7 protein-coding genes and 1 pseudogene are annotated in these 14,810 nt (G+C 69.1%); 3 read left to right on the top strand and 5 right to left on the bottom strand.

Annotation, left to right across the window (positions count from 1 at the left end; translation table 11 throughout):
* Window positions 1-632: proteasome accessory factor PafA2 family protein (locus Aph01nite_RS39305; protein ID WP_204046174.1), on the bottom strand; the 632-nt coding region annotated here is incomplete at its 3' end.
* Between the two features lie 74 nt (window positions 633-706).
* Here Aph01nite_RS39305 and Aph01nite_RS39300 point away from each other — a divergent pair.
* Window positions 707-910 (top strand): annotated as a pseudogene (locus tag Aph01nite_RS39300) (hypothetical protein); the annotation flags it as partial.
* Between the two features lie 160 nt (window positions 911-1,070).
* On the opposite strand, the gene Aph01nite_RS39295 reads toward Aph01nite_RS39300, so the two are convergent.
* Window positions 1,071-1,511 carry a hypothetical protein gene (locus Aph01nite_RS39295; RefSeq protein ID WP_204046173.1) on the bottom strand — a complete coding sequence of 147 codons (441 nt, stop codon included), beginning with the start codon at window positions 1,509-1,511 and terminating at the stop codon, window positions 1,071-1,073.
* A gap of 123 nt (window positions 1,512-1,634) precedes the next feature.
* Complete coding sequence (locus Aph01nite_RS39290; RefSeq protein ID WP_204046172.1) at window positions 1,635-2,570, bottom strand: LysR family transcriptional regulator; 936 nt, start codon at window positions 2,568-2,570, stop codon at window positions 1,635-1,637.
* Window positions 2,571-2,697: 127 nt separating this feature from the next.
* On the opposite strand from Aph01nite_RS39290, the gene Aph01nite_RS39285 reads away from it, so the two are divergent.
* Window positions 2,698-3,939: an MFS transporter gene (locus Aph01nite_RS39285; protein ID WP_204046171.1), complete on the top strand. Its 1,242-nt coding sequence runs from the start codon at window positions 2,698-2,700 to the stop codon at window positions 3,937-3,939.
* Here Aph01nite_RS39285 and Aph01nite_RS39280 read toward each other — a convergent pair.
* Both Aph01nite_RS39280 and Aph01nite_RS39275 read right to left on the bottom strand, forming a co-directional pair.
* Window positions 3,932-4,414, bottom strand: a complete 483-nt coding sequence (locus Aph01nite_RS39280) for a metallophosphoesterase family protein (RefSeq protein ID WP_204046170.1) — start codon at window positions 4,412-4,414, stop codon at window positions 3,932-3,934. The two genes, Aph01nite_RS39285 and Aph01nite_RS39280, sit on opposite strands and share 8 nt — an antisense overlap.
* 113 nt (window positions 4,415-4,527) lie before the next feature.
* The gene (locus Aph01nite_RS39275) at window positions 4,528-14,124 is read right to left on the bottom strand and encodes a LamG-like jellyroll fold domain-containing protein (RefSeq protein ID WP_204046169.1); all 9,597 of its coding nucleotides are present in this window, start codon (window positions 14,122-14,124) and stop codon (window positions 4,528-4,530) included.
* A gap of 504 nt (window positions 14,125-14,628) precedes the next feature.
* Here Aph01nite_RS39275 and Aph01nite_RS39270 point away from each other — a divergent pair.
* Window positions 14,629-14,810 (top strand): AfsR/SARP family transcriptional regulator (locus Aph01nite_RS39270; protein WP_204046168.1); only part of this gene is annotated, 182 nt, incomplete at its 3' end.

Raw genomic sequence — 14,810 nt, 5'->3', positions numbered from 1 at the left:
CCGACGATGACGTGCAGGCGGCGGAACTGCTCGGCGTCGCCGTGCGGCTCGTCCCGGGTGTTGATGATCGGGCGGGACCGGGTCGTCGCCGACGACACCCCCTCCCAGATGTGCTCGGCCCGCTGCGACACGCAGTACACCGCGCCGCGCGGGGTCTGCAGCACCTTCCCCGCCCCGCAGATGATCTGGCGGGTGACCAGGAACGGGATCAGCACGTCGGCCAGCCGCCCGAACTCGCCCTGCCGGCTCACACAGTAGTTCTCGTGGCAGCCGTAGGAGTTGCCGGCCGAGTCGGTGTTGTTCTTGAACAGGTAGATGTCCCCGGCGATGCCTTCCTCGCGGAGCCGCTTCTCGGCCTCGACCATCAGGCCTTCCAGGATGCGCTCGCCCGCCTTGTCGTGCGTGACCAACTCGACGATGTTGTCGCATTCGGGCGTGGCGTACTCGGGATGGCTGCCCACGTCCAGGTACAGACGCGCGCCGTTGCGCAGGAACACGTTGCTCGACCGGCCCCAGGACACGACCCGCCGGAACAGGTACCGGGCCACCTCGTCCGGCGACAGCCTGCGCTGCCCGCGGAACGTGCACGTGACGCCGTACTCATTCTCCAGGCCGAAGATGCGACGATCCATTGCCTCACGCTACTTCCCCCACGCCCACAACGGGAAAGATCTTGAATCGGGGCTGGCGTCGCCGACAACCACACTTTCGCACCGTCTTGGCGGGCATCAAGGTCCGGCCGCCGCGTACCCGCCCGGACGCGGTGGCCACTGACAAGGTCCACTCCTCCCGCGGCAACCGCGCCTACCTGCGCGGACGCCATATCCGGGCAGTGATCCCCGAGAAAGCCGACCAGGCGGCCAACCGCAAGAACCGCGGTTCACGCGGCGGCCGCCCAGCCAGCCATGATCCCGGCTGTCGCCGAGGCTGTGCCGTTCGCTGCGCTTGACCGCGAAGCAGACAGTCAACGCGTCCTGGACGCGTGAGATCGTCGCCCTCCGGACAATGTTGAGCTGGCCGGCGATGCTCCCCAAGGTCCGGATTCGGCTATGCGAGCTGGGAAGAGTGGGTTATTTCAGGATTCGACTGGGGTCGGTGCCGGGAGCGAATCCTGCGAGTTCGCTTGCGTCGCGGTCGGACTCCAGGTCGGCTTGCCAGCCGACGGCGTGGGTCATGACGTAGTCCGATTCTCCGGCGGTCTCCAGGATGAGGCAGCGGGCGTCGCGGGTGATGCCGGTGTTCTCGGCGTGGATTCGTTCGGCTTCGGGCTGGGTGGCGCATCGGATGACGAGGCCGTCGTACTCGACTCTGAGTTTCATGGCGCGGACGGGCTTGAACAGGACGTCGATGCGGGACTGGGTGCTTCCGTCGTGCCCGGTCGTTCGGGTGCGCAGGAGGAGTTGGCTGTGGCTGATGGTGTAGGCCCAGACGGTGAAGGCACGGTCCGAGCGGAAGAGTTCGGCGCCTGGGACGAATCGGTCCTCGGTGTTCAGCCATTCCCGCGTGTGCATGTCGCGGATCTTGCCAGTGAAGTGTTCGTGCGGGCAACGGCGGTGATCATGGGCTTCTTGCTGGATCGCATCCCGAAGTCGGGTGAGCGCATCTTCTCCCAGACCGTGATCAGGCGGCGGTGGTCAGCGTGGGGCCGCCCAGGCCGGGACCCAGGTTCCGGTGGTGCGGTGGCCGGGTGATGTGGTGGTGAGGTGGGTGCGGAGGATGGGGAGGGCGGGGTGGGGGTTGGCGCGGTGCCAGAGGAGGGAGTGTGGGTAGACGGGGGTCGGGGTGGTTACCGGGATGCGGCGGAGGCCGTGGGTGGCGGGCCAGACGAGGCGGGTTCGGGCGCCCATGAAGGTGGCCAGCGCTGGGGTGTCGGCGATGGTGTCGAGGAGGGCGTCGGAGCCGAAGTTGGGGCCGGTGGCCTCGATGGTGAGGCCGAATTCGGCGATGAGGTCGTCGTAGTAGGAGGCCCATTCGGTGCCGGGGACGATGCCGGGCATCCAGATTCGGTGTCCGGCGAGTTGGGCGATGGGCACCGAGCGGGCGCCGGCCAGGGCGTGGGCGGGGCCGGTGAGGAGTTCGAGGGGTTCGTCGAGGACTCGGACGGATTGGATGTCTTCGGGGAGGGGTCGGCCGGGTGCGGTGACGGCGCGGAAGGACGCGTCGATGGTGCCGGAGCGGATGGCGGCGAGGGCTGTTTCGATGTCGAACAGCATGAGCACGTCGAGTTCGATCTCCGGGTGCGCGCGGTGGAAGTCGCGCATCAGGCCCGTGGCCGCGCCGCGTGAGGCGATCACGTCGACGCGGAGCGGACGGCTGCCGGTGCGAACGGACATGAGCGCGCGTTCGGCGACGCGCAGGAGTTCGCGGGCGTGGGGGAGGAACGCCTGTCCGTCGATGGAGAGTTCGGCGCCGCGCGGGGTGCGGGTGAACAGCCGTACGCCGAGGTTTCGTTCCAGGGCGGCGATGCGTTTGGAGGCGGCCTGCTGGGTGATCGCCAGTTCGGCGGCGGCTTCCTGGAACTGGCCCGCGTCGGCGGCGGCGACGAAGGTCCGGACGGCGTCGAGGTCCACGCGGACATTCTATGGATACAACCGTTGGTTGTGACTGGGTCGCCCAATGGTTGTTTGATCTCCAGTTATGTCGCGCGCTTTGATGCTTCCGATCGCTGATCGGTTGTGCGGGCGAAGGGCGTCGATCATGAGGAACGGACGGCGGTTCGGGTGGCTCTGGGGAGCGTACGCAACCAGCGCGCTCGGCACATGGCTCGCCTTCGGCGCGTTCCCGTTGATCGCCATCCAGGTGTTGCATGCCGGCCCGGCCGAGATCGCCACGCTGTCATGCGTGGGGGCATTGGCGGGCGCGGCCGTGGCGGTGCCGCTCGGCCCGTGGGTGGAGTTCCGCCGCAAACGGCCGGTGCTGATCGCGATGGACCTGGTGCGGTTCGCGGCACTGCTGAGCATCCCTATGGCGTACGCGCTGGGCGTGCTCACCTTTGTTCAGCTCCTGCTGGTCTCGGTTGTCGTGGCGGCGGCCGACATCACTTTCCGCGCGGCCTCCGGCGCGTACGTGAAGACGCTGCTGCGTGCCGAGGACCTGCTTGTCGCCAACGCCCGGTTCGAGTCCACGACCTGGACGACCACGATCGTCGGACCGCCGCTGGGAGGCGCGGTGACGGGCCTGCTCGGTCCGGTGGCGACGGTGGTGGCCGACGCGGTCAGCTACCTGCTCTCGGCGATGGGCATCGGCGCGATCGGCGGGCACGAGCCGCGGCCCGAGCGCCGGAACGTCACGCGCTTACGGGCCGGGGACCTCGTCGACGGTTGGCGGTGCATCCTCGCCGACGCGACCCTGCGCTCGCTGTTCTTCAACACCGCCCTGTTCAACGGCCTGGTGATGGCCACCCAGCCGATGCTCGCCGTCCTCATGCTCGGCCCACTCGGCTTCGCGCCATGGCAGTACGGCCTCGCCTTCGCCGCACCCGCGATCGGCGGGCTACTCGGTTCCCGGCTGGCCCGGCCACTCGTCACCCGCTTCGGGCAGCAGCAGGTCCTGATCGCGGCCGGGACGACGCGCGCGCTGTGGCCTGTCGGCCTGGCCTTCCTGGGGCCGGGCACCGGCGGCCTGCTGCTGGTGATCGGCGTCGAACTCGGGCTCATCTTCTGCTGCGGGATCTTCAACCCCGTCCACGCCACCTACCGCCTCCAACGCACCCCGACCGGCCGGGTCACTCGCATGCTCTCCGCCTGGGCGGTGACGACCAAGACCTCGACGGCGCTCCTGACGGCCGCCTGGGGCGTGATCGGCGCCCTGTTCGGCCCGCGTACGGCCCTCGGCCTGGCCGGTGTGCTCCTCCTGGCGACCCCGCTGCTACTTCCCCGACGCGTCGCGCCACCCCTGGCCGAGTCGGGGTCGGTGTCGGCCGGCGTTTCGTTCAAGTAACGGGCACGATCCGCGCCTCGGCGAGCGCGCCGTCCTCGATCCGCAGCAACCCCACCGTCCCGTACGGCTGCCGCCTGCGATCAGTAGGCGACCCCGGATTGAAGATACGAAACCCGTCGGCGCTCTCATCCAAGGGAATGTGCGAATGGCCGAACACCACCAGCGAGGCCTCCGGAAACCGGGCCCGCATCCTGGCCGGCCGCCCCTTGGCCGGCCCGCTGTCGTGGATCATGGCCACCCGCAGCCCGCCGAGCGTCAACTCCAGCGTCTCCGGGGCCCGCACGTCCGCGCCGTCGTTGTTGCCCTTGACGGCGTGAACGGGCGCGTAGTCGGCCAGCTCGTCCAGGACCCATCCGACGCAGACGTCCCCGGCGTGCAGGATCACGTCGGCGCCGCGCAGGTGCTCGGCCACTTTGGGAGGGCACCTTTTCCAGAAGCGCGGCGCGTGCGTGTCCGACAGAACGACGACTTTCATCGCCTCCATGATAAGGAGAAGGGGCGGCGAGTCCTGGAGACTCCCCGCCCCTTCAGCCGTCATCCTAGGCTCGGCTCATGCCCGCCCTACGGGCGTGACCAAATTTTCCGCGCCTAACACGTGTACACGTTGCCCGCGTCCTCGGCCTGCCTTTCATACAGGTTCGTGCACTCGTTCGGGCCTTCCCAGAGGTAAAAGACGAGGTAGGTAGGCCAGAAGTTGCCGCCGGCGACGTAGTAATCCTGCCACTGCCGTGTGTGCCTCGCCTCATGCGCCATGTAAGTCACGATATAGTCCCGGCTCGTCGTGAGGTTCCACACGTGGAGTGGCTTACTGGTCAGCATGACCGAGCCCAGGGTGGTGGCTCCCCGGCCGAAGTGCACTCCGCTCTTCAGCCCACTGCAGACAGTCATGTGGTATTCGTCATGGAACCGGCAGTTCATCCCCTTTCCGCCTTCCTTTTCGGCCCAAGCGATCAGTCGCCGGGTGAACACGGAATCGGGCAGAGTGGGATCCTGGCTCGCGAGGAACTTGACCAGTTTCAGTGGGAGGAATTCGCCCTTCAGCACCGCGGCGGTCCAGGAGCCGTATACCGCGACGTCCCTGAGGTTACATTCCCAATCGCCTTCTGGGGCGAAGAAGCCGTCCTTGCAGAATATACCCCGCCACTTATTCCATTCGCCACGGATCAGTCTCTTGCAGGCTGACGCGTCTATTCCTTTCTCGATCTTCGCTTGACACGACGCCATCGTCTCGCGGGCTTTCTGCTGCTGCTTCATCAGGCCGTAGTATTCCTTGGCGGACGCTCCCTTCGGCGCGCCGAGTTTGTCCCTCGTCACGGCCATGAGCTTCTCGAGAGACTTGAGGTCGCCTGTCGCGATCGCGGCGTCCATCGCCGCGCCGATCTGCTCCTCGTAGCTCAGGAGAGGGTTGTAATCCTTGAGGTACTCGATCTGTGTCGCCTCGGTCATCCCCCAGTAGTCGATGTCCTTCTCGGGTTTACGGCCGTTGTTCATCACGCCAAGTTCCTTGGCGATGTCGTCCTTGAACCGCGGGTCCGGCGGCAGCGGGACATAGGTGGTTTCCCAGACCTTGTGGTAGTAGGCGCCGCAGTCGGTGCCGCGGCAGACTTCGATGCCGCCGTCGTTCTCGAAGCTGACGTCGAGGTCGAGTTCGAGGCTGGCGTGGCCGCTCGGGTCGATCCGGGACAGTGGTGAGCCGAGCGCGTAGGCGTACCGGTTGGCCTGGCCCGAGGGGGCGGCCGGGAGGGTCATGGTGTCGCGGCTGTTGAAGGTGCCGGTGCCTGGCTGGTACCAGCGGGCGGCCATGTTGGCCTTGGTGGTGTCCGGGTCCGTCCACGAACTCTGGTAGCCGAGCTGGGGCCGGGTTCCGCCGGTGGTGATCACGGTGCCGAAGGGGTCGTAGGCGGTGGAGCCGGACAGGCTGGTGGCTCCGGCCGTGAAGCTCGCGACGGCGTCGCGGTGGCGGTCGGTCAGCTGGAACTGTGCTGTGGCGGAGCCGGTCCTGCTGGAGACCACCGCTCCGGTGGCGTCGCGGTTGTAGATCTCCTGGGCGACTCCGGCCGCGTCGGTGACGGCGGCCAGGTCGTTGGAGAGGCTGGCGTAGACGTACTTGCTGGTGACGCCCGACTGGGTGCGGGTGCTCATCCGGTCCAGGGTGTCGTAGGCGTAGGTGACACTCCCGTCGGTGATCATGCGGTTGAAGGCGTCGAAGGTGGAGTTGACCGTGACGCCGGCCTTGGTGGCGGTGGCCTGGGTGCCGCGCGGGGTGTAGGTGTAGTCGGTGCCCGCGCCGGTGGTCAGGCGGTTGCGCTGGTCGTAGGTGAAGGTGTCGGAGCCGGCCTGGGTGCGGTTGCCGGAGGCGTCCCAGGCGTAGGCGGTGGTCGCGGTGGGGGAGGTCCAGGAGGTGAGGCGGCCGGAGTGGTCGTAGGCGTAGGTGTTGGCGCCCGCGCCGGCCGTGCCGGTGGTGGTCTTGGCGGTGAGGCGGTTCTCCAGGTCGTAGCCGTAGGTGATGGAGGCCAGGTTGGCTCCGCCGCCGGTCTTCAGGACGTCGGAGGTGAGGCGGTCCAGGTCGTCGTAGGCGTAGGTTCTGGCGGGGCCGCCGCTGCCGTGGGTCGCCGAGGTGCGGCGGCCGGCGTCGTCGTAGCCGTAGCTGACGGTCACGCCGGTGAGCGGGTCGGTCATGGTGGTGAGGCGGTCGCCGCCGTTCCAGGTGAAGCTGGTCGCTCCGGCGGCGTCGCCGCGCTGGGTGAGGCGGCCGTTGGCGTCGTAGGCGAAGGTGGCCTGGTCGACGCCGGACTTGGTGGTCTTGAGCAGGGCGCCCCGGTCGTTGAGGCTGAAGGTGAGGTCACCCGCCGAGGTCATCCGGCCGGCCAGGTCGTAGCCGAAGGTCTTGGCCGCGGTGGTGGCGGCGCCGCCGCCGCTGCCGGTCTGGCCGGTGAGCCGGCCGAGGTTGTCGAAGGTGCGGGTGATGGTGACGCCACCGGGCTGGACTTCGGTGATCGGGTTGCCCTTGGCGTCGTAACCGGTGGTCCAGGTGCGGTCGGCCGCGTTGGGGTGCGCGGTGGTGGACGGTTCGATCAGCGACTCGGTCAGGCCGAGGGTGTTGTAGGTGGTGATGGTGGCGTTGCCGCGGCCGTCGGTGTACCGGGTGCGGGCGCCGGCCGCGTCGTAACCGAATGAGGTCGTGATGGAGACGCCCGCCGAGACGGGCTCCACCAGCTGGGTCATCCGGCCGATGGCGTCGAAGGCGGCCGTGCGGGTGCGGCCCTCGGCGTCCACCATCGTGGTGGGGTGTCCGTCGGAGCTGAACCCCGTCGTGCGGGTGCGCAGGGTGGCGCCGGCGTCATCCAGGTCGGCGACCGCGGTCGGGCGTCCGGCCAGGTCGTAGGTGGTGACCGACTTGTTGCCGAGCGGGTCGGTGACGCTGGTCTGGCGTCCGGCCAGGTCGTAGCCGAACGTGGTGGTCTTGCCGAGCGCGTCGGTGAGGGAGGTGATCTCGCCGAAGGCGTTGACCACGGCGTCGGCCGAGTCCCCGGCGGGGCGCTGCTCGGAGAGCAGGTTTCCGGCGTCGTCGTACTCGGCGTGGCCGGTGAGCGTGACCGTGCTGGGCTTGCGTTCGATCGCCGTGGTGGTGATCTGACGGCCCAGGTCGTCGTAGGTGGCCTCCTGGCGGGCTCCGGTCGGGTCGACCTGGGACAGCAGCTCGCCGTTGAGCGTGTAGGTGTAGTCGGTACGACCCGGCGTGGCACCGGTGGTGGCGGGCGGGTCGGTGACCCGGACGACCCGGCCGAGCGCGTCGTACAGGGTGCTTCTGGTCTGGCCGAGCGCGTCGGTGGCGTTGGTCGCGCGCCCGGCGTCGTCGTAGGCGATGGCGGTGGCCGGGGTGACCGGGCTGCCGCCGGGACGGGTGTAGGACGGGGACGTGGACCCGGTCGCACGCCCGGCCTTGTCGTAGGCGGTGACCTTGGTCCGGCCTTCGGGGTCGGTGACGTGGGTCGGGTCGCCAGAGGTGTTGAAGCCGAAGCGCGTGATCGGCTGCTGGGCCACCGCGGCGGCGCCGTCGCGCTCCACGTTCACCGACGGCTGCTTCCGCTCGGCGAGGCGTCCGGCGGGGTCGTAGCGGAACTGGGTGGTGTTTCCGCCGGGTGAGGTGACCTGGGTGGGGTCGCCGCGGTCGCCGTAGACCATGGTGCTGACCAGGTCGGTGGCGCCGTTTTCGACGGTCTTGTGCGTGACGCGGCCTTCGTCGTCGTAGGTGAAGCCGACGACCTCGGCGCGGGGGCCTCCGGCGGCGGTGGCGGTGGTGCTGGTGACGCGGCCGGCGTTGTCGTAGGCGTAGACGGTCTTGCGGGCCGCGCCCGCCGGGTCGGCCGTGGTGGAGATCAGGCGGGTGGCGGCGTCGTAGACGTAGTCGGTGGTGGTCTTGCCGCCGCCGGCGACCACGCGGGTCAGGTTCCCCGCCGGGTCGTACGTGCTGGCCTCCAGGACGACGTCACGCGGGGTGGTCGAGCCGTTGAGGCGGGCGTCGTCGGCGATCTTCTGGGTGACGGTGTCGTCGTTGCCGTAGGTGAAGCGGGTGGTGCGGCCCATCGCGTCGGTGGTCGAGGCCAGACGTCCGCCGGGGTCGTACGCGTAGGAGGCCATCACGACGTCGGCGGCGGACTGGGGGTTGTTGGGGTTGCCGGTCCAGTCCTGGAGGGTCTCGGTCGTCCTTTCGCCGCGGTCGTTGTAGCCGTAGTCGACGCGGGTGCCGACCTCGTTGGTGACGCTGGTCTGGAGGCCGCGCGTGTTCCAGGTCTGCTGGCGTACGCCGCCTTCGGGGTCGGTCACGCTCACCACACGGCCGCGTGTGTCGTAGGCGTAACTCGTCTGGCGTGGTGGATCGCCGCCGGTCAGGTCGGAGACCGTCTCGGTGAGCGGACGGCCTGCGGTGTCGTAGGTGTAGGTGGTGCGCTTGGTGTGCACCACGTCGGTGACCTCGTTCTCGACCGCGGGTTCGGTGACGGTTTCGAGCCGGCCGCGCGTGTCGTAGGCGTAGGTGGTGGTGATTCCGCCCGGGTAGGCCGGGGTGACGTCGGTCTTGGTGGTCTGGCGGCCGATGGCGTCCCGGCCGAAGGCGGTGACCAGGCCGGTGGGGCTGGTCTGCTCGATCAGGTCGCCGGCGGCGTTGTACTCGTAGGTCGTCTCGTTGCCGAGCGCGTCGGACATGCCGGCCACGAGCCCGGCGGGCACGCCGCCGCTGCCGTCGGTGTACGTCCACGTGGTCCCGGCCATCTCAGGCTCGGGCTGCGGGGACGGCGACGGAGACGGGGACGGGCCGGGGGCGGGGCCTCCGCCGCTGATGGGGGTGGTCATGTCGGCGGCGATCTGCGGCTGGGTCAGCGCCCGGTTGTAGATGCGGACCTCGTCGACCAGGCCGTCGAAGTAGGCCCCCCAGTGCGGCGTGCCGCCGATGTACAGGCCGCCGCTGCCGTTCTGGATGGTGTACGCCGAGCCGCTGGTGTTGGTGTCCACGAGCGTGCCGTTGACGTACATGCTGATGGTGGTGCCGTTGAAGGTCGCGGCCAGGTGCGTCCACTCGCCGATCGGCAGCATCGACGAATGCTCGGCCTTGCGGTAGGCCAGCTCGCCGGACATGCGGACGGTGAAGTTGGGCGGGTCGCTGCCGTAGCGGGTCTCCAGGTGGTACGCGAGGTCGCTGCCGTGGTGTTTGACCAGCAGCGTGCTCTCCACCGGGTTGGTCTCCGGCTTGACCCAGGCTTCGACGGTCAGGCCGTTGCTCAGATCCAGCGACGAGTGGTCCGGGACGTAGACCGTGCTGGTGGAGGTGTTGAAGTCGAGGGCCTGGCCGTACTTGCCGGCCTGCCAGGTGGCGGCGTTGCCGGTGCCGTGGTTGCCCAGGCCGCTCGCGTCGGTGACGGTGGCGCCGGTGCCGGCGTCCATCCCGTACGCGGCGACCAGACCGGGAGCCGGCGAAGGCGACGCGGACGGCGAAGGCGACGGAGACGGGGTCGGAGGCGGCGGGATGGGCGAGCCCGGGACCGGGCGTTTGTCGCTGGTGACCTCACCGAAGGTGTTGTACGTCCAGCGGCGCAGGTAGGTGTTGTCCACCGAACTGGCCGAACGGGCGTCGCGGTGGGCGTTCATCCGGTCGTTGCGCGGGTCGAACGGGTCGGCGTACCACTCGTAGGAGAACCACTCCCAGAAGCACACCGTGCTGGTACGGCAGCTGTTGCGCCCGACCATGTTGCCGCGCGCGTCGTGCGCGTACCGGGTGATGTTGCCGTTCGGGTCGGTCATCTTGGACGGGAAACCGGCCGCGTCGTACTCGAAACTGGTGACCTTGTTGAGCTGGTCGGTCTTGGAGATCAGGCGGTTGCCGCGCCACGCGTCGGTCTTGTAGACCAGCGTCTCGTTCGCCGGGTCGGTGACCGTGATCGTCGCGGTCGTCTCGGTGGAGGAGACCTTGGTGTGCACCGGAGCCGACAGCTGCCAGAGGCCGCCGTTGCGGTCGGTGTGGGTGAGCAGCCGTCCGCCGTCGGCCTTGTAGGTGTTGGTCGCCCGGATCCGCCCGGTCGAGTCGGTGATCTTCGTGATCTGGCGGCGCTTGCTGCGGGTGCCGTGGTGGGTGGCGACCTGCTCGGCGCTGAGCGGCTTGTTGTAGACGGCCACCTCGTCGATGTCGCCGCCGAACGCGAACGGCCCGGCGGAGCCGACGGTGGAGGGCCAGCTGGCGGAGCCGAAGCCGTAGCCGATGCGGGTGTCCCACTGCCCGAGGTGGGCGATCAGACCGGAGAGCGTGCCGACCGGCTGACCGTCCAGGTAGAGGGTCTGCGAGTCGCCGGCTCCGGTCAGGATGGCGTGGTGCCAGTCGCCGTCGTTGACCGTGCCGGTCGAGGTGATCGGAGCGGCGGTGCCGTTCCAGAACTGGCCGCGGAGCTTGCCGTCCGCGCCCACGTACAGGGCGGGCGTGTACGCCGTCGGGTTGCTGGTGGCCGAGTTCTGGTAGCCGAGGATGGTGCCCTTGGTGGTGGTCTTGAACCAGGCCTCGACGGAGATCTCGCCGCCCTGCGCGTTGATCATGCCGGGTGGGAGCGACACGTAGGCCGAGTTGTTCGTGCCGCCGAACCGCATGGCCGGGTCGGAGGACTCCTCCAGCGGCGCGGTCACGCCGGCGGTGGCGTCGGCGGTGCCGCCCCTGATCCTGCCGCCGTCGACGCGGGTGATCGCGTCGGTCTGGTTGGCGACCACGGTCCCGAGCGCGGCCGAGTTCTCGTTCAGCCGCCAGTAACCGAAGGGGTTGGCGTCCCAGACGCTGCTGTGGTAGCGGGAGTCGTTGCCGTACTCGTAGTCGGTGCACGCGCCGCCCGCGGCCGGGCCGCACGCCTTGGTGAGCAGGTCACCGGTGTACTGGTAGGTGTAGGTGAGCGGCGACCCGCCGACCGAGGCGGTCGACACGCTGGTCACGTGTGGACCCGTCCAGGTGAAGGTCAGCGTGCGCCCGCCGGTCCCGGTCGCGGTGGCCAGCTTGCCCGCGCCGTTGTAGGTCAGCGTCTGGGTACGCCCCCGGTGGTCGGTCACCTGCGTCAACCGGCCGCCGCTGTCGAACCAGTACGACGTGGACTCCTTGTCCATCAGCCGCCAGCCGCCCCCCGGCTGGGTGGCCAGGGTTGCGTACATGCCCTCCGGCGCGGCGAAACCGCCGTCCGAGCGCTTGGCGAACCGCCACTGTTTCCCGTCCGGGTAGGTGATCAGGACCGTCTTCGTCTTCGGCTCGTTCACCAGGCGGGTGTCCCACCTGCTCGTCCAGCCCGCGCCGAACGCGCCGTCCGTACGCGGATCGAGGCTGTTGTACGTGCGGACCACCGACAGCGGCGGACCCGCGCTCGCCACCACCAGGTCCGTCGAGGACGTGGTGTAGTTGCCGGTGACGTGGTCGAACTCGCGGCCTTCCGCGCCGGAGGCCAGCAGGGAGTTGATCGACGCCTGCTCCGGGGTCGGGATGAACGTCCGCCACGGCGAGGTGATGGTCGTCGCCCCGGTCGCCGCCTGCGCGTACCACCAGTAGGTCTTGCCGTAGTCCAGCTTGTTCGCCGGAACCGTCCACGCGCCCTTCACCCACGGCGAGGACTCACACCACGACCAATTCCCCTGCGTGCCGGAACACACCTGGTACCAGTACGTGGTGGCGGCCTCACCCGGGCCTTCGGCGTGCGCCGACAACGCGGGGGTGAGCGTCCCCACCTGGGTGTTGTCCACCGGTGAGAACATCTTGAAGGTCAGCGAGTCGATCGCGGTCGAGGTGACCCGGGCGTCCTGCCAGGCCGTCCACGACGAACTGGAGCCACCGTTGATGATCGCGCGGGCGCGGTACTGGATGGCCTGACCGTCCGACAGGATGCCGGAGGGGACGGTCGCCGTGGCGGTGGCGCCGGAGCTGACCGTGCCGGACTGGCCCGACCAGACCTGGCTGCCGCCGGCCTGTACCTGGAACTCGCCCTTCAGGCCGCTGCCGCTGCCGGTCACCATGGCCGTCAGCTGTGGCGTCAGCGAGGAGATCTTGACGCCGTCCTCGCCGGTGACGGCCGGCTGGATGCCCGGGTTCGACACGCCGAGCGAGGCGGCCGAGTGGGTGATCGACAGAATCGGGTAGTAGGAGGTCTCCGAGGACTGGATGCGGCACTGTGTGGTGGTGTTGTCCAGGCGCAGGCCGTACTCCGGCTCACCGGCCGCCCACGCCTGCACGATCGCCGTGATGTTGGTCGTGATGCCCGACGTCGTGCCGGTGCCGGTCGCCTGACCGGTCGTGGTCACCGACGGGCGGGTGTTCCAGGTCGTGCCGGCCGCCCAGGAGGAGGTCACCCGGTTGATCCGCACGCTGGTGCAGCCGCTGGCGTTGAAGGTGCCGGCCACCAGGAGGGAGGCCGCGCTCACCGTCGAACCCGCCAGTGACGGGACGGTGAAGTCGGCGAAGGCCTGGTCGCCGCCGCCCACGGACAGGTATTGCAGGCTGCCGTAGGAGCTGGTGGGGGAGGCGCTGCTGACGTACAGGTCGGTGGTCGGGGTCAGCGTGATCGTCGGGTCCACGGTGACCGGGTAGACGGTGTCGGGGTCGGCGAGGAACTCGGCGTCCGGGGTGAGCACCAGGCTCTGCTCGCCGCCCTTCGTCACCACCTTGGTGTCGATCGTGGCGGGGTCCTGGGCGGAGGTGTCGTACATGACGGGCACGGGAGCCGAGGCGATCGTCCTGCCCGTGTCCGTGGTGAGCTTGAGTCCGCCGGAGGAGGTCTCGGCCAGGGACAGGCCCTCGCCCTCGACGCCCATCGTGATCTTCACGGGGTCGTCGGGGCGTTTCCGCAGGATCACGTCCTGGGTGAAGCCGGTCGGCAGCATGGTCACCACCAGGTCGGCGTTCTCGCCGGCCGCACCCCGATAGGTCGCCGTGTTGCCCTTGAGTACCGGTTCGGGCAGCGTCTCCGGCCAGGTCAGGGCGAGGGTCTCGGTCGGGCTCTTGACCAGTGAGACCAGCGGGCCCGAACCGCCCGCGGAGAAGGACACGTCGGTCTTGCCCGCCTTCGGGCGTAACACGCCGCCGGACTCCACCAGGGTCAGGTCGATCGGCACCCAGGCCGGACCGCGTCTGACCCGGGCGACCTCGGCGCTGACCTCGGTGGTGAGGGTGCCGTCGGGGTTGGCGTACGTGATGGACGTCTCGGTGGTCGCGGTCTCGACCGGGGTCCGCTTGCCGCTCTGGCGGGCTTTGGCCAGCGCCGTCGCGAGCGTGGGCTCGGCGGCGGTCTTCGCGGATGGCAGGGGTGGGGGCTTCTTCAGGCCGCCGGTGGCGGGGATGTCGGAGGTGCGGTGCCGTACCTCGGCGGGGACGGCTCCGCGCGGGAGGGTGACGTCCTGCTTGGAGGGGACGGTGGGCAGGTTCGACGTGGTGTCGGATACGTCGACCAGGTGCGGGCGGCCGTTGGCGTCGCCGGGCAGCTGGACGGGGATCGGGTCGTCGGGCAGTTCCCCGGAGACCGCCTGCGGGGGGAGGCCGAGGGCCTGCGGCCGGGTCTGCCGGGCTTCCGCCAGAGCGGGAAGTTCGAGGAAGCCGGGGAAGGCCGCGAGGAGGAGAACAATCGACGTTTTAGCCAGGAGTCGTCTGTTTTTGGGCAGCCTGAAGACACGTCTTGACAAGGTGAACGCTCCGCAAACGTTTTCGGCACGGAGACGGACAGCCCCCGTGGAATACCCCCGCGAGACCCCCGAGTCTCTGCGTTATAGCTAGATCTCGTACCTTGATCGGAACATGAACGGCGGATCTTGCGGTAGAGACATCAATCTCGGGAAATCCGGTGCGTCAGATCAAAGACGAATCCGAGATCGGAGCGCCCGTTGGAGTCGTCCATGGCTTTCGTGAAATGGAGAGAGATTTCCCCGGAACGCACGAGAACGCAGCGTACAGCGATGATCTATATTTAATCTAAATGCCCCGACGGCACGGTCCCAGGACCCTCGCGGCGGTGCCCCCGGGCCGGGCCGGCGGATCGTCCGGCGCAGGCGCGCCGAAAGCCGGGCTTTATTTCCGGGGGATCTTGTGGCTAGGCTCCGCTGGTAAGCGATCATCACGATTGCGGAGCAGGTGTGGCTGCGGAAACCTTTATTCGCCTCCTCGGGCCGGTGACAGGATTTCGAGACGGGATGGATCTCCCGCTCGGCCCGCCGCGTCAGCAGGCGGTCCTGGCGGTGCTGGCCTCGCCGCCCGGGCGGATGGTGCCGCTGAGCGGGCTGGTCGAGGCCCTGTGGGGTGACGGGCCTCCGCCCAGCGCGGCGCAGAGCGTCTACGTCTATGTCGCGGGCCTGCGGCGGGCGCTCGAACCGGA

It is taken from the genome of Acrocarpospora phusangensis (genome assembly GCF_016862995.1).
In the GTDB taxonomy this organism is placed as follows: Bacteria; Actinomycetota; Actinomycetes; order Streptosporangiales; family Streptosporangiaceae; genus Acrocarpospora; species Acrocarpospora phusangensis.
This window is presented reverse-complemented; position numbering and strand designations above follow the sequence as displayed.